The 15,141-nt window shown below is 63.3% G+C and carries 13 protein-coding genes; 2 read left to right on the forward strand and 11 right to left on the reverse strand.

Annotation, left to right across the window (positions count from 1 at the left end; genetic code table 11):
- Position 1 precedes the first annotated feature (1 nt).
- The 8 genes from AC1Q6Z_RS30840 to AC1Q6Z_RS30875 form a co-directional block, all read right to left on the reverse strand.
- A complete protein-coding gene (locus tag AC1Q6Z_RS30840) occupies positions 2-385 on the reverse strand; it encodes a RidA family protein (protein ID WP_327506415.1) in 384 nt (127 codons plus the stop codon).
- 13 nt (positions 386-398) lie between these two features.
- Positions 399-2,006, reverse strand: coding sequence for a carboxyl transferase domain-containing protein (locus AC1Q6Z_RS30845; protein WP_492650195.1), 1,608 nt, complete (start codon positions 2,004-2,006; stop codon positions 399-401).
- Entirely contained in the window at positions 2,006-3,154 is a 1,149-nt protein-coding gene (locus AC1Q6Z_RS30850; RefSeq protein WP_492650203.1) for an isovaleryl-CoA dehydrogenase, read from the reverse strand. Before AC1Q6Z_RS30850 ends, AC1Q6Z_RS30845 begins: the two co-directional genes overlap by 1 nt.
- Before the next feature lie 40 nt (positions 3,155-3,194).
- Positions 3,195-6,656: an indolepyruvate ferredoxin oxidoreductase family protein gene (locus AC1Q6Z_RS30855; RefSeq protein WP_492650196.1), complete on the reverse strand. Its 3,462-nt coding sequence runs from the start codon at positions 6,654-6,656 to the stop codon at positions 3,195-3,197.
- 164 nt (positions 6,657-6,820) lie between these two features.
- Positions 6,821-7,273 (reverse strand): Lrp/AsnC family transcriptional regulator, encoded by a 453-nt coding sequence (locus AC1Q6Z_RS30860; RefSeq protein WP_256117868.1) that lies wholly within the window; start codon positions 7,271-7,273, stop codon positions 6,821-6,823.
- An 18-nt stretch (positions 7,274-7,291) separates the two neighbouring features.
- Positions 7,292-8,449, reverse strand: a complete 1,158-nt coding sequence (locus tag AC1Q6Z_RS30865) for a fumarylacetoacetate hydrolase family protein (RefSeq protein ID WP_492650197.1) — start codon at positions 8,447-8,449, stop codon at positions 7,292-7,294.
- A gap of 90 nt (positions 8,450-8,539) precedes the next feature.
- Positions 8,540-9,154, reverse strand: coding sequence for a permease (locus AC1Q6Z_RS30870; protein WP_492650198.1), 615 nt, complete (start codon positions 9,152-9,154; stop codon positions 8,540-8,542).
- 160 nt (positions 9,155-9,314) lie between these two features.
- Entirely contained in the window at positions 9,315-10,505 is a 1,191-nt protein-coding gene (locus tag AC1Q6Z_RS30875; RefSeq protein ID WP_256117871.1) for an MFS transporter, read from the reverse strand.
- A gap of 79 nt (positions 10,506-10,584) precedes the next feature.
- Between AC1Q6Z_RS30875 and AC1Q6Z_RS30880 the strand changes: the two genes are divergently transcribed.
- Positions 10,585-11,607: an AraC family transcriptional regulator gene (locus AC1Q6Z_RS30880; RefSeq protein WP_256117872.1), complete on the forward strand. Its 1,023-nt coding sequence runs from the start codon at positions 10,585-10,587 to the stop codon at positions 11,605-11,607.
- Positions 11,608-11,825: 218 nt separating this feature from the next.
- Positions 11,826-12,029, forward strand: a complete 204-nt coding sequence (locus AC1Q6Z_RS30885; RefSeq protein WP_492650199.1) for a hypothetical protein — start codon at positions 11,826-11,828, stop codon at positions 12,027-12,029.
- A gap of 101 nt (positions 12,030-12,130) precedes the next feature.
- Here AC1Q6Z_RS30885 and AC1Q6Z_RS30890 read toward each other — a convergent pair whose 3' ends face one another.
- The 3 genes from AC1Q6Z_RS30890 to AC1Q6Z_RS30900 form a co-directional block, all read right to left on the reverse strand.
- Positions 12,131-13,090, reverse strand: coding sequence for a calcium-binding protein (locus AC1Q6Z_RS30890; protein WP_492650200.1), 960 nt, complete (start codon positions 13,088-13,090; stop codon positions 12,131-12,133).
- An 815-nt stretch (positions 13,091-13,905) separates the two neighbouring features.
- Positions 13,906-14,073 (reverse strand): Thivi_2564 family membrane protein, encoded by a 168-nt coding sequence (locus AC1Q6Z_RS30895; protein WP_256117875.1) that lies wholly within the window; start codon positions 14,071-14,073, stop codon positions 13,906-13,908.
- A gap of 289 nt (positions 14,074-14,362) precedes the next feature.
- Entirely contained in the window at positions 14,363-14,857 is a 495-nt protein-coding gene (locus AC1Q6Z_RS30900; RefSeq protein WP_256117876.1) for a YciE/YciF ferroxidase family protein, read from the reverse strand.
- Between the last annotated feature and the right edge of the window lie 284 nt (positions 14,858-15,141).

Here is a 15,141-nt window from a genome sequence, read left to right on the forward strand (position 1 = left end):
TCTATTGCGCTGCTATGGCTTCGACTTCCAGCAGCCACTTCTCGTCGAAGATCGAGCAGATGACGACGCTCATCGCCGGCGCGTTGGCGCCGAGATAGTCGCTGCGGATTTCGCGATTGGCGGTGGCGTGGTGGCGGTCGGAAAGGTAGGTCGTGACCTTGACGAGGTCGGACTTCGCCATGCCGGCGGCCTTCAGCTGGGCGTCGATATTGCGCCAGACGAGCCGGGCCTGCGCCTCGAAACCCTCCGGCACCTTGTCGTCGTCCGAGACGGGGATCTGGCCGCTGATGAACACCAGCCTCTTGAAATCCTCGATCTTCACGGCCTGCGAGTAGCCGCCGCGCGGGTCGGGCGCGTTCTTGGCATTGATCGATTCGCGGTTCATGGACTTCCCTCCTCTACATCCGGAAAATGCCGAAACGGGTGGGCTCGATCGGCGCATTGAGCGTCGCCGAGAGCGAGAGCGCCAGCACGTCGCGCGTCTTGCGCGGATCGACGATGCCGTCGTCCCAGAGCCGCGCCGAAGCGTAGAGCGGGTGGCTCTGGCGGGCGAACATGTCGATGGTCGGCTGCTTGAAAGCGGCCTCCTCCTCGGCACTCCAGCTGCCGCCCGTGCGCTCGATGCCCTCGCGCTTGACGGTCGCCAGCACGCCGGCCGCCTGCTCGCCGCCCATGACGGAGATGCGGCTGTTCGGCCAGGTCCAGAGGAAACGCGGCGAATAGGCCCGGCCGCACATGCCGTAGTTCCCGGCGCCATAGGAGCCGCCGATCAGCACGGTGAGTTTCGGCACATTCGCGGTGGCGACCGCCATGACGAGCTTGGCGCCGTTCTTGGCAATGCCCTCCGCCTCGTATTTGCGGCCGACCATGAAGCCGGTGATGTTTTGCAGGAAGACGAGCGGAATGCCGCGCTGGGCGCAGAGTTCGATGAAATGCGCGCCCTTTAGCGCCGCTTCGGAGAAGAGCACGCCGTTGTTGGCGATGATGCCGACGGACAGGCCATGCAGGGCGGCGAAACCGCAGACGAGCGTCGTGCCGAAGCGGGCCTTGAACTCGTCAAAACGGGAGCCGTCGACCACCCGGGCGATCACTTCGCGGACGTCATAGGGCGTGCGGGTGTCGGCTGGCACGATGCCGAGCAGCTCTTCCGGGTCGTAGAGCGGGGCGTCGCCGTTACCGGATTTGGTAACGTCCCGCTTGCGCGTGTTGAGATTGGCGGCGATCTGACGGGCGATGGCGAGTGCGTGCCGGTCGTCGCGGGCGAGGTGATCGGCGACGCCGGAGAGGCGGGTGTGCACGTCGCCGCCGCCGAGGTCTTCAGCCGTCACGATCTCTCCTGTTGCGGCTTTCACCAGTGGCGGGCCGGCGAGGAAGATCGTGCCCTGGTTTTCGACGATCACCGTCTCGTCGCTCATCGCGGGCACGTAGGCGCCGCCGGCGGTGCAGCTGCCCATGACGACGGCGACCTGCGGGATGCCGGCGGCAGACATCTGCGCCTGGTTGTAGAAGATGCGGCCGAAATGATCGCGGTCGGGGAACACCTCGTCCTGGTTCGGCAGGTTGGCGCCACCGGAATCGACGAGGTAGATGCAGGGCAGACGGTTATCCGCGGCGATCTCCTGCGCGCGAAGGTGCTTCTTGACGGTGATCGGGTAGTAGGTGCCGCCCTTCACCGTGGCGTCGTTGCAGACGATCACGCATTCGCGGCCGGAGACGCGGCCGATGCCGGCGATCATGCCGCCGGAGGGCGAGGCGCCGTCATAGAGGCCGTGGCCGGCGGTGAGGCCGATTTCGAGGAAGGGGGAACCCGGATCGAGCAATTGCGCGATGCGGTCGCGCGGCAGCAGTTTGCCGCGGGAAACGTGGCGATCGCGCGCCTTTGCGCCGCCGCCATCCATGGCGAGGCTGGTCGCCTCCTCCACCAGCGCCAGCGCGCCGAGCATCGCCTTGCGGTTTGCCGCAAAGGTCTCGCTGCGAGTGTTCACGGACGAGGGGATGACCGGCATCACAGCGTCTCCTGGAAGATTTCGCGGCCGATCAGCATGCGGCGGATTTCCGAGGTGCCGGCGCCGATCTCGTAGAGTTTCGCGTCGCGCAGCAGCCGGCCCGTCGGGTAGTCGTTGATATAGCCGTTGCCGCCGAGCGCCTGGATGGCTTCGAGTGCAAGCTTCGTCGCCATTTCGGCGGAGAAGAGGATGCAGCCGGCGGCGTCCTTGCGCGTCGTCTCGCCGCGGTCGCAGGCGCTCGCGACGGCATAGACATAGGCGCGCGCGGCGTTGAAGGCGACATACATGTCGGCGACCTTGCCCTGCATCAGCTGGAATTCGCCGATCGACTGGCCAAACTGCTTTCGCTCGTGCAGGTAGGGCACGACCACGTCGAGGCAGGCGGCCATGATGCCGAGCGGGCCGCCGGAGAGCACGACGCGCTCGTAATCCAGGCCGGACATCAGCACGTTGACGCCGCGGCCCACCGTGCCCATCACGTTCTCCTCCGGCACCTCGCAATCGGTAAAGACCAATTCGCAGGTGTTGGAGCCGCGCATGCCGAGCTTGTCGAGTTTTTGCGCGGTCGAGAAACCGGCAAAGCCTTTCTCGATCAGGAAGGCGGTGATGCCGCGGGAACCCGCTTCCGGGTCGGTCTTGGCGTAGACCACCAGCACATCGGCATCCGGACCGTTGGTGATCCACATCTTATTGCCGTTCAGCACGTAGCGGTCGCCGCGCTTTTCGGCCTTGAGCTTCATGGAGACAACGTCGGAGCCTGCACCCGGCTCGGACATGGCGAGCGCGCCGACATGTTCGCCGGAAATCAGCTTCGGCAGGTACTTCTGGCGCTGCTCCGGCGTCGCGTTGCGCACGAGCTGGTTGACGCAGAGGTTAGAATGGGCGCCGTAGCTGAGGCCCACCGAGGCGGAGGCGCGGCTGATCTCCTCCATCGCCACACAGTGGGCGACATAACCCATGCCGGAGCCGCCATAGCTCTCCGGCGCGGTGATGCCGAGCAGGCCGAGATCGCCCATCTCGCGCCAGAGCGGCATGGGGAAGGTGTTGCTGCGGTCGATTTCGGCAGCCTGCGGGGCGATGCGGTCCGTCGCGAAACGCCGTACGCTTTCGCGCAGCGCCTCGATATCTTCGCCAAGCCCGAAGCTCATTCCGGCTTCATACATGTTCGTCCTCCCCAATTTCGCGACCTCAGGCGGCCGTCTTCTGCTGTCCTGCCGTGTCGAAGGCCGCGCGCATCTGCGGCTCCCGCGCCCTCACACGCTTTGCCGCCTCCTCCTTCACCGGTCCGTAGCCCCGAATCTCGCCGTAAAGCGTGAGAAGCGCAACGGCGGCGTCGAGGGTCTCGCGGCGAAGATTTGACAGCACATGTGCCACGAGCGCCTCGTAGTCGGCGATGAGCTGACGTTCCATGCGGCGTTCTTCCGTGCGGCCGAACGGGTCGAAAGCAGTGCCGCGCAGGCCCTTGAGCTTTGCCAGCAGGCCGAAGGCCGGCAGCATCCAGCGGCCGAAGCGGCGCTTCTTCGGCCGGCCGTTGGCGTCCTCGCCCTTCAGGAAGGGTGGCGCGAGGTTGAAAGCGATGCGGTAATTGCCCTCGAACTGCTCCGTCAGCCCCGCCTTGAAGGCCGGATCAGTGAAGAGCCGCGCCACCTCGTATTCGTCCTTGTAGGCGAGGAGCTGGGCGTAGACATGGGCGACGGCGCGGGTCAGCCGGTCGTCCGGCCCGAGCGCCTTTTCCGCCTGGCGGACCTTGTCGACGAGCGCGGTGTAACGGCCCGCGAGCGCCGCGTTCTGGTAGGCCGTCAGGTGCTTGACGCGGTGGGCGATCAGGTCCGGCGTCGCCATGGTTTCAAGCGTTGCGGTGCGCTTTCCGGGCTCCAGCAGGCGCTCGGCGCGGGCCGGATCGGCGGCGATCAGGCGGCCCCAGCCGAAGGCGGAGAGCGTGGCATCGACCGCGACGCCGTTCAGCGCGATCGCCTGTTCGATCGACTGACGCGTCAGCGGGATCAGGCCCTTCTGCCAGGCAAAGCCCGTCATCAGGATGTTCGTCGCCATGGCATTGCCGGCGACCCTTTCGGCGATCGTCGTGAAATCGAGAAGATGCGAGGGCTCGCGAAGGGCAGCACGCACCGTGCTCTCGACATCGCCGCGGCGGAAGTCGAAGTCGCGCTTGCGCACGAAATCGGCGACCGGCGTCAGCTTGGTGTTGACGACGCCCATGGTGCGGTGGTGGTCGCAGAGCGTCACGGCATCCTTGGAGGAGGCCACGACATCGTCGGCAGCAATGAGCAGGTCCGCGCCGCCGGTGATGATGCGCGGCGAGGAGACGTCCTGATCGTGGAGGCCGATGCGCAGATGGCTCATCACGGCGCCGCCCTTTTGCGCAAGGCCGGCCATGTCGAGGATCATCGGCGACTTGCCGTCGAGATGGGCGGCCATGCCGAGGATAGCGCTGATGGTGAGGATGCCCGTGCCGCCGATGCCGGCGATGGCGACATTGTAGGAGCGGTCGCCGATCTTGACGATCTCCGGTTCGGGGATGCCCGTAAGATCCGGGTTCGAGCGCGCGGTCTTGCGCAGGCGTCCGCCCTCGACCGTCACGAAGGAGGGGCAAAAGCCCTTGAGGCAGGAATAATCCTTGTTGCAGGTCGACTGGTTGATCTTGCGCTTGCGGCCGAGTTCCGTGTCGAGCGGCTCGACGGAGACGCAGTTCGACTGGGTGGAACAGTCGCCGCAGCCTTCGCAGACGGCGGGGTTGATCATCAGGCGGACCGGCGGGTCCTCCATCAGGCCGCGCGAACGGCGGCGGCGCTTTTCGGCCGCACAGGTCTGCACGTAGACGATGGCGGAACAGCCGGGCGCCTCGCGGATATCGCGCATCACCCGGTCCATCTCGTCGCGATGGCGGATGATGACGCCGGGTGCGAGCATGGACGGCGAATAGGCCTCGGGATGGTCGGAGACGAGATAGATCGGCGCAACGCCTTCGTCATGGATCTGGCGCGTCACCGCCTCGGGGCTGATCGGCCCGTCCACGGCCTGCCCGCCGGTCATCGCCACAGCATCGTTATAGAGCAGCTTGTAGGTGATGTTGACGCGGGCGGCGACCGACTGGCGGATCGCCAGGATGCCGGAATGGTAATAGGTGCCGTCGCCGAGATTGACGAAGATGTGCTTTTCATCGGTGAAGGGCGCGATGCCCGACCACGGCACGCCCTCGGCGCCCATATGGGTGAAGGTGGTGGTGTCGCGGTCCATCCACTGGACCATGTAATGACAGCCGATGCCGGCCGTGGCGCGGCTTCCTTCCGGCACCTTCGTGGACGTGTTGTGCGGACAGCCGGAGCAGAAATAGGGCACGCGCTCGATGGGTGCCGCGTGCGCCTTGCGGATCTTTTCGCGCTCCAGCAGGTAGGCGAGCTCGTCGGCGATGACCTTCTTGAGGCCGGCGTCGAACTCGAAATGCAGGAGGCGCGCGGCAATCGCCCGGGCCACCATGCCGACGGTCAGCGCCTGCGACAGCGGCAGGAACGCATGGTCCTCATGGTCGAACTTGCCGATGATGCGCGGGCGTTCACCGTGATGCCAGTTGAAGAGCTGCTGCTTGATCTGGTTTTCGATGATCTCGCGGCGCTCTTCCACCACGAGCACCTCTTCGAGCCCTTGCGAGAACTCGCGCACGCCCTCCGGCTCCAGCGGCCAGGGCATGCGGACCTTGTAGATGCGCATGCCGATCTCGGCCATCTCTGCAGGGCCAAGCGAGAGTTCCTTCAGCGCCTGGAGCACGTCCTCATAGGCCTTGCCCGAGGCGATGATGCCGAAGCGCGCCTTCGGCACGTCATGCGTCACCTCGTCCACCCGGTTGGCGCGGGCGAAGGCGATGGCCGCGTAACCCTTGTAGGTCTGCAGCCGCTCGTCCTGCGGCAGCGGCGGATCGGGCCAGCGCAGGCTGAGGCCACCCGGCGGAAGCTCGAAATTCTCCGGCAGGACGAACTGGCGGCGCTCGCCGGCGAGATCGACGGAGGCCGTCGTCTCGACCGTGTCGGAGATGAACTTCATACCGACCCAGCAGCCGGAATAGCGCGACATGGCGGTGCCGAGCAGGCCGTATTCGACGAATTCGTGGATCGACGAGGGATAGAGCACCGGCATGAGGGCCGACATGAAGGCGTGGTCGGACTGGTGCGGGATGGAGGACGACTTTGCCGAATGGTCGTCGCCGGCAAAACAGAGCACGCCGCCATGTTTCGAGGTGCCGGCGGCATTGGCGTGTTTGAACACGTCGCCGCAGCGATCGACGCCCGGCCCCTTGCCGTACCAGTAACCGGCGACGCCATCCTTCAGCGCGCCCGGCGAAAGATGGAGCTGCTGGGTGCCCCAGACGGCGGCGGCCGCCAGATCCTCGTTGACGCCCGGCCGGAACACGATGTCGTGCGCGGCCAGGTGCTTGCCGGCTTTGGCAAGCTGCTGGTCGTAACTTCCGAGTGGTGATCCGCGATAACCCGAGATGAATGCGGCGGTGTTCAGCCCCGCGGCACGGTCGCGCCGCATCTGAACGATCGGCAGGCGCACGAGTGCCTGGATGCCGGAAAGGAAGATCCTCCCACTTTCCGCCGTATACTTGTCCTCGAGAGAAAAGCTCTGCTTCAGCATGACTTCCTCCTCGATGGCCCTCCTCCGTGAAAGCCATCCTCCATATGTAGGAGCCTACGCCTGGATTGGGAGGAGCGGGTCCTTATTTTCCCCTTGCAGCATCACGATTTAGGGATGGCATCCGCAAAGCGGGCCTCTCAACGCAAAGCCATCCTAGTGGCGCGTCAGATCGGTACGCGGTGGGTGTTCTTCAGCTCGTCGAGGGCGAAGCTGGAATTGACGAACCCGACGCCGGGAAGCTTCAAAAGAGCCTTCTTCAGAATCTCCTCGTACTGGCGCACATTGCTTGTCAGCACGCGCAGAACATAGTCGTGCTCGCCGGTCATCGAATAACATTGCACGACCTCGGGCATGTTCTTAACCGCCTTCTCGAACTCCAGCAGCGTCTCCTCGTCATGCTGCTTCAGCCGCACGAAACAGAAGACGGAAACCTCGAAGCCGACGAGTTTCGGGTCGATCGCGACGATGCGGCCGCGGATGATGCCGAGGCGCTCCATCTCCTTGATGCGCCGCCAGCACGGCGTGTGGCTGAGGCCCACGCGCTCGCCGATCTCGGCGACCGTCAGGTCCGGTTCGCTCTGGAGCAGCCGCAGGATCTTGCGGCTCGTCTCGTCCATGCCGCCCTCGGCCATCGACTAGAGAAGCCCGCGAGAGGAAAGGTTGCGCATCAGCGCGGTGATGCCGAAGGTCCAGGGCGGGCATTCGGTGGAGAGACGCACGGTGTTGGTAAGGGCGCCCAGTTCGGCATTGGAGATCGTCACGCGGTCGCCGGCCTTGTGGGTAAAGCCCTGGCCCGGCGCATCGCGGTCCTCGACCGGTGCAAACAGCGTGCCCATGAACAGCATGAAGCCATCGGGATATTGATGGTGCCTGCCGATGGTCTGGGACACGAGGTCGAGCGGATCACGGCTGATCTCGCGCATCGTGCTGCGGCCCTTCAGCACGAAACCGTCCTCGCCTTCGATCAGGAGGTCGAGATCGGCCTTGCGCACGTCGTCGATCGCATAGGTCTCGTCGAACAGGCGGATGAAGGGGCCGATGGCGGAGGAGGCATTGTTGTCCTTCGCCTTGCCGAGCAAGAGCGCGGAACGGCCTTCCACGTCGCGCAGGTTCACGTCGTTGCCGAGCGTCGCCCCTTTGACGCGGCCCTGGCTGTCGACGGCGAGCACGATTTCCGGCTCCGGATTGTTCCACTTCGAAATCGGATGCAGGCCGACCGAAGCACCCCAGCCGACGGAGGCGAGGACCGGTGCCTTGGTGAAGACCTCCGCATCCGGCCCGATGCCGACTTCGAGATATTGCGACCAGACGCCCTCCTCGATCAGCGCCGCCTTGACCTTGGCGGCGGCGTCCGAGCCCGCCTTCAGGTCACGCAGGCTGTCGCCGATAATGGCGGTGACGCGGCCGCGCACCTTTTCCGCCATGGCCGGATTGCCCGCCGCCTTTTCCTCGATGACGCGTTCGATCATCGAGCGGGCGAAGGTGACGCCGCAGGCCTTGACGGCCTGGAGATCGCAGGGGGCGAGGAGGTGAAGGCGGGAGAAATCGCCCGCCCCTTCGACCGAGGCGTCGAGTACGGCGTCAACGGCGCCGAGAGCTTCGCCCGGCGCAGCGTGGGCGACAGCGGCCGGATCGTCCTTCTCCAGGAGATCGCGCATCGTCGGCAGATCGGCCGACGTGATGTCGAACAACGCACCGTCGCGCACGAGCACGATGGCCGGTCCCTGCACATCCGGACGCCAGACGCGCCCGACAAAGGTTCCCCGCGAAAAATCTCCTGCCGTCACCGCCACGCGCGTTCCTCCCAGAATCCTCGCCCCGAGTTCTAGACCGAAAGAGGCGGCGGCGAACAGGGCGAAGACGGCCGCTGGCCGATTTTCCGCTCAGCCATGCACACCGAGCGCATGGGCGACGATCATCGTCGCAGCCAGCAGCAGCACCGTCGCTTCCGCGACCGTCCGCAGGACGAGCCAGGCGGCCGCGAGGCGACCCACATGCAGGTCATGCTCGAACCAGCGGACTTCCACGATGATGTACCAGAGCAGGGACAGCAACGAGATCGCTGTGCCTAGGGCCACCATCTCCTGGTGGCCGGTGCGGGCGATGTTCATGCCGGCGCTGAGCCCGAAGGCAAAGGGAGCCGCAACGTAGCATTGGCTGTAGAAAGGCGGCTTCAGCGTCTCTCGGTCGAGCGCCGCGCCCGTGCGCCCCAAAAGCCGCACGGCCATGAGCAGCGGAAAAATGCTGAAGAGAAAGGCGCGAAAAATCAGGAGATTGGTGTCGTTGCGCAGCATCTCCGGCAGCATGGCATCGTCCCGGTGGGCGATCAGCGCCAGTTCGAGCCCGTGGGCGAAGAGCAGCGTGAGCAACAGGAAGAGCGGCGGGCTCAGCGTATCCTTGTAGCGCTCCTCCTGCGTATCGCCGAGTTCGACATCGGCATAACGCATCATCTGCTGCGGCCGGCGCAGCGTGCGCCAGAGCGTGACCGGATAGAACACGAGCTAGGAGACGAGCTCGTAGAGCAGTTCTTCCAGCGACTGCAAGAGACGCATAAAATCCATTTTTGGCATCCCCGTGGCGCGGTCGTTCCGGCATACCGGGTTTTCACGCCAGCGAGAAGCCTTGGGATTGGCGGCCCCGGCGGAGCCGCCAGCCATGTCATGCCGGGCGGGTGTGCACGGCCGAGACGATGGTGATCGCGGCCAGGAACAGCACCACGCCGCTTGCGACGAAGACGCTCGAAACACCGTTGGCATCGAACAGCGCACCACCGGCAGCGGCACCGGTCGCGATCGCGAAATTGATCGCGGCGACGAAGAGGCCGCCCGCACTTTCGGCTTCATCCGGCACGGCGCGGGTGATCCAGGTCGACCAGGCGACCGGCACCGCACCAAAGGCGAGGCCCCAGAGCGCCACCATGGCGGCATCAGCCACGAGATCGCCGCCGAACATCGAGAGCGACAGCGCCAGCGCGCCCATCACGACCGGCATGATCGTCAGCGTCAGGCGCATGGAGCGCTCCAGCAGCACGGCACCCAGGTAATTGCCGAAGAAGGTGGCGATGCCGAAGCCGAGCAGCACGGCCGAAACACCTTCCACGCCGACACCCGTTACATTCTCAAGGAACGGCCTGATATAGGTGAAGAAGGCGAAGTGGCCGGTGAAGACGAGCAGGATCGCGAACATCGCGAAGCCCACGCCCGGTCGCGCCAGAACCTCGATCAGCGTTCCAAAGCGCGAATGCCCGCGCGGCGGCAGCGACGGCAAGGTCGCAAGCTGCACGACGAGTGCCAGCGCGCCGAGCACGGCAGCCCCGAGGAAGACATTCCGCCAACCGACGATATCGCCGACATAACTTCCGACCGGCGCGGCGAACACCGTCGCCGCCGAAACGCCGAGGAACATCACCGACAGCGCCTTCGGCACCACGGCCTCCGGCACCAGCCGCATCATGGTCGCGGCCGAAAGCGTCCAGAACCCGCCGAGCGCCATGCCGAGCAGCACGCGGCCGACGAGCAGCATGGCGAGGTTCGACGACATCGCCACGAGCAGGTTGGAAAAGATCAGCAGGACCGAAAGGCCGATCAGCACAAGCCGGCGGTCGAGCTTGCGCGTCACCACCGTGATCAAGAGGCTGGTCACCAGCGCCACCGCGGCCGTCGCCGTTACGGCCTGTCCGGCCATGCCCTCCGAAATCCTCAAATCCGCCGCCATCGGCGTCAGCAGGCTTGCGGGCAGAAATTCCGCGCCTACCAGCCCGAACACGCCGAGCGTCATCGCGATCACGGCCCCCCAAGCCGGCCGGACATCCGCCTCGCTCTCCGGCGCGGCTATCGTTGCATCCGTCATGTGCAGTCCCTTTCCTGTTGCAATGCGTGCTCCAACAGGTGGGTTGAAATGCCAGACGCGCAATGCCATTTTATCCGCAATGTTTGATCGATCGTCCGACCCAGCCAAAAATGCGCATGATCCCGTCAGCGAACTTCTGATGGGCATGCGCCTGCGCGGTGCGAGCTATGGCAGGCTCCAGCTGACGCCGCCCTTCGGTATCCGCTTTCCGGCGGGTCCGGAAGCCCGTTTCCACTTCGTCGCCCGCGGCAAGGTCTTTTTGCGGACGCATGGCGAGGCGGGCCGCGAGCTCGCCTGCGGCGACGCCGTGCTGCTGCCGAGCGGCGGACCGCACGAGATCGTCACCGGCCCGAACGTCCAGATACGCGACTATGACAGCTACAAGATGACACCGCTCTGCCCCGACGTGGCGGCGGTGGAGGCCTGCGTCAAGGAGACGAGCCGGGAAAACGACACGCTGATCTTCACCGGCCGCATGGAATTCGAGCTCGACACGCTGCATCCGCTCGTCGGCCTGATGCCGCAGGTTATGTCCGTCGGTGCGCTGATCGGCCGCCAGCCGGAGCTGATGCCGCTGCTCGACGCCATGGAGCGGGAAATGTCGGAGGAGCGCGTCGGCGCGGCCGGCATCCTCGCCCGCCTTGCCGACGTCATCGCCGCCTCCATCGTACGCGGCTGGGTGGAATGCGGCTGCGGCGATGCGACAGGCTGGATCGAGGCGCTGCGCGACCCGCGCCTCGGCCGCGTCATCGCAGCGCTGCACCGCGAGCCCGGCCGCAACTGGACGCTCGCCGAAATGGCGCACGAGATGGGCAGTTCCCGCTCGGTCTTCGCCAAGCGCTTCGTCGATGTCACCGGCATGACCCCGCAGCGCTATGTGCTGGCGCTGCGCATGCGGCTTGCCGAACAATGGTTCCGCCGCGACAAGCTCTCCATCGACACCGCCGCCCGCCGCCTCGGCTTCGGCTCCCAGGCCGCCTTCGCCCGCGCCTTCAAACGCGTCGTCGGTGAACCACCCGGTCATACGCGCAAGAAGGCGGCGCCAAACGGGGCGGAGATGGGCAAAACGGGACGCGGAAATGGCGCCGCCGGAAGGCCTTGACCTGGATCGCGGCGTTTACGGGCATTGACGCCGTTTAGCGGGAAAGTCGGATTTATTTGGCCCTGTCCTAAAACAGAGTCCGAAAAAATCTTTTAGCATAAGCGGTAGAAGCGCGATCGCGCTGGAACATGCGCGCGTACCGCGTAGATCGGCGCCATATGGAACGCTAACCTGTCCTCCACGTTCTCAAAGTGTGTATCGAACTTAAGGAGAGCACGATGGAAGAGAACCTTATTGCCCAGCTCAACGCAACGGGCGCCGATTTGCGGCGGCGAGCACTGGAAATCGACAAGTCAAGCGAAGAGCCAGATACCGCTCTGATAATGCATGGCCTGGCAACGGCAATGGACGCGATCCGTGCTCTTGCCGCGACGGCAGGCCGACTAGACGGCCCCCTTGGCCTCGGAAAGAGTGGACATTAGGAGCGGCAATCGACGAAAGCGAGCGCCCTGGGGGAAGGGCGCCCGCATATTTACTTGTGGGTTGGAACGCTTGGAGCAACTGGTCAGGCCGGCTGCGAAATCTAGAGCAAGTAATCCGCTTCCGCTCCGAGACCGAACCCGCCGAGCAGGCCACCCAGCACATCTCCGAGATCATCCAGAACGTCATCGACGAGGTTGCCGAGACCGTTGTTATTCAGGAGGTTGGTCAAGCCGTCTTCCATGCCACCCTGGCCGCCAAGAGACGACAGCAGATCATCGACACCTAGCCCATCGACCAGGCTTTCCAGCGAGAACTCATCGACCCCGAGGCCGCCAAGCACGCCGCCAAGCCCGAGTTCATCAAGCAGATCGCCCACACCAAGGCCGTCCAGCAGGTCATCAACAGCCCCGGTCAGACCGGACAGGCCGACACCCAGATCGAGAACGGCATTGTCACCGGTGACGATTTTTTCGACGCTGTAGAAGTTCTGCGTTTCACCCCCACCGAGGAGATTGAATCCTCCGTCGATATTGAGGGAAATCAGAACGTCCTGGGCATCGCCTTGGATGTACGCGGTGTCGGTTCCATCGCCGCCGTAAACGGTGTCGTTGCCGTCGGCATAAAGAATGTCGTCGCCCGCGCCGCCGCCGATGATGTCGTCACCTTCGCCGCCACGCACAGTGTCGTTTCTGTCGCCGGCATAGACCGTGTCGTTACCCGCCCCACCGTCGATGTCGTCGGAGCCAGAGTTCGGGGAAATCTTCGGGCCGCCGTAGACGATATCGTTGCCAGCGCCGCCGCGGACAATATCGTCGCCGGCGCCGTGAAAGAGCGTGTCGTTGCCCGCGCCGCCATCGATCTCATCGTTGCCGGCATTGCCCCAGATCAAATCGGCGCCGCCGCCGCCCTGGGCATTATCATCGCCAATACCGAGGCCGATCGTGTTGTCGCCGTCGTTGCCGACAACCGTATCGTTACCACCCTGGGCGAATACGCTTCCCTGCCGATCGCCAAAAACAAATGTGTCGCTGTCGGCGGTGAGAAAATAGGTCTTTGCCATTTGTCCACTCCTGCGAACCTTGAGTTGAACGGGCCGGTATTGGCTCGTGCTACAAATACGGACGCGGATGATAAAAGTTCAATCAAGGCGGGTAGATTGTAATGCTCTGGTAATTGAAGGATTAATCGACTATCGCTAACGTTGCAGGATGAACCAAGTTTTGTTCCGTCAAGGCAGCAACCTAGGAACGAACAGGCATTGCTAATCTTTCGTTGACTCCAAGACGGAATCACACGCTAAGAATGTGCAAACTCAAAGCTTTTGGGGTAGTCTGGTGCAATCGCGGATTAACCAATGGTTAGTTTGGATCACGAGGTGCACATGTATACAGGGCACAGTTTATCCATTCCGCCTTTGCAGCCAGAAGAAGTGGCGGGGCTACGAGCTATTATAGACGAGTGGTGTCACGAGTATGGTTGTAACATCACGGGTAAGCTTGCACAGGACAGGGCGAAAAAGCTCTTACTTGCGTATAGCGCGGGTGTTAGGGACGCCGAGGCGCTTCGCAATCTGATCCGGCCATTTTAGATCCCGTCCGAGCGACTAGGCGCCGCAAATGTCGTCCCGCTTTATGCAACTTTAATTTCTGGCACGACAAGTCGATTCAGCCGACAATCATAGGTCTCGCGCTTTTTTCATCGAAGCCCTTATTGAGCATGCAACTGAAAGCCATTGTGCTGATGGCAATATATACGTTCGCTTCCCCCGTAACAGCCGAGGCAAGGTAATTTCATGCACGGATCAAGAGCAGCGTTCATCGAGACAAATGGGCGGCGTAGGGACAGCACCCTGCTTACGCCGCCCCATCGCACTGGCTAGAAGACTGCGATGTACTTCAGCAAAGCAATGATGCCGATAATGATGACGACAATTTGCGCGATCTGTTTTGCACGTCCATCGAGCGGCAATCGTCCGATGAGATAGAGGACCAGCACGATTACGAGGAAGGTAATCAAAATGCTGACGAGAACCGATGTAGCCAAAGCCCCAACTCCTTAAGCCAGCGCTGAATTGCGCTGTAAGGGCGTAACTATGGCCCTTTGCGAGTATGACAAGTGCCCCGCAACGAGCTTGTGGCTGCTTGCATCGCGGCAAACAGTCCCGTCGATCTACACCGTGTCGGACCGACGCTCGTTCTGGCTGGCTTCATGGAGGAGAAATGGCGGCCGGCTTGCTTACACAGACCGACGATATGTCGAGCTCACAAAAACCCGCCCACCCCGGAAGAGGCGAGCGGATTTGGAGCAGTACAGGCCTTTGCGGAAGTGGAGGCTAAGCGGCCTTTTTAGCCGCCGTGGTCTTGTTGATCGCCGTCACTGCGAGGTTCGTCAGCTTGTTGTTGGTCGCCTTTTCCTGGTCGAGGATTTCACTCAGGAGCTTGTGCGCCTCGTCGTGGCCGAGATCCTTCGCCCATTCGCGAAGCGACCCGTAACGGGCGATTTCGTAGTGTTCCACGGCCTGGCAGGCGGCGAGCAAGCCGGCATCGAGCGCCGTTCCTTCCGCCTCTTCCATCAGTCCGTCTGCTTCCTTGATAAGGCCCTCGATCGCATCGCACTTCTCTCCAGATGCCTTCTTGCCGATCGACTTGAAGACCTGCTCAAGCTTCTTGATCTGATCCTTCGTTTCCGAAAGATGGTCCTCTGCCGCCTTCTTAAGTTCGGCGCTTTTTGCAGCCTTCGCTACCTTGGGCAAAGCCTTCGTCATAGCGTTCTCGGCGTAATAGATGTCTTGGAGTGTGTGTTCGAATATATCGGCGAGCGTTTTCATGTTGGGACTTCCTTCTGGCTGAGACTGGAGCACCAACAATGGGAGGTGAGGCAGATAGTTCCGTTAACCTACCGAGCTTTGATAGCGATAGCCGCAAAATACTGTGCGCAAGCCGCTATTGGGGTACGCTCTGTGAGTTTTGTGTCGCTAACGCGTTCACAGTTGCCATGGTCGGCTGCGAGCCCGTCGAAAGAGTGTCATGCTCAATGACCTGAGCCCCTGAACTTCCTCCAGATTTTGGTAGAGTCCGTCGTATCAAGGAGACGGACGGAATGAAGCATTCA

The organism is Shinella sp. GW835-FHT14H05, assembly GCF_058793575.1.

Bases quoted from the DNA above. Each gene is read 5' to 3' on its own strand.
- AC1Q6Z_RS30840 (WP_327506415.1), bottom strand. From the start codon at position 385: ATGAACCGCGAATCGATCAATGCCAAGAACGCGCCCGACCCGCGCGGC.
- AC1Q6Z_RS30845 (WP_492650195.1), bottom strand. From the start codon at position 2,006: ATGCCGGTCATCCCCTCGTCCGTGAACACTCGCAGCGAGACCTTTGCG.
- AC1Q6Z_RS30850 (WP_492650203.1), bottom strand. From the start codon at position 3,154: ATGAGCTTCGGGCTTGGCGAAGATATCGAGGCGCTGCGCGAAAGCGTA.
- AC1Q6Z_RS30855 (WP_492650196.1), bottom strand. From the start codon at position 6,656: ATGCTGAAGCAGAGCTTTTCTCTCGAGGACAAGTATACGGCGGAAAGT.
- AC1Q6Z_RS30860 (WP_256117868.1), bottom strand. From the start codon at position 7,273: ATGGACGAGACGAGCCGCAAGATCCTGCGGCTGCTCCAGAGCGAACCG.
- AC1Q6Z_RS30875 (WP_256117871.1), bottom strand. From the start codon at position 10,505: ATGACGGATGCAACGATAGCCGCGCCGGAGAGCGAGGCGGATGTCCGG.
- AC1Q6Z_RS30880 (WP_256117872.1), top strand. From the start codon at position 10,585: ATGTTTGATCGATCGTCCGACCCAGCCAAAAATGCGCATGATCCCGTC.
- AC1Q6Z_RS30885 (WP_492650199.1), top strand. From the start codon at position 11,826: ATGGAAGAGAACCTTATTGCCCAGCTCAACGCAACGGGCGCCGATTTG.
- AC1Q6Z_RS30890 (WP_492650200.1), bottom strand. From the start codon at position 13,090: ATGGCAAAGACCTATTTTCTCACCGCCGACAGCGACACATTTGTTTTT.
- AC1Q6Z_RS30900 (WP_256117876.1), bottom strand. From the start codon at position 14,857: ATGAAAACGCTCGCCGATATATTCGAACACACACTCCAAGACATCTAT.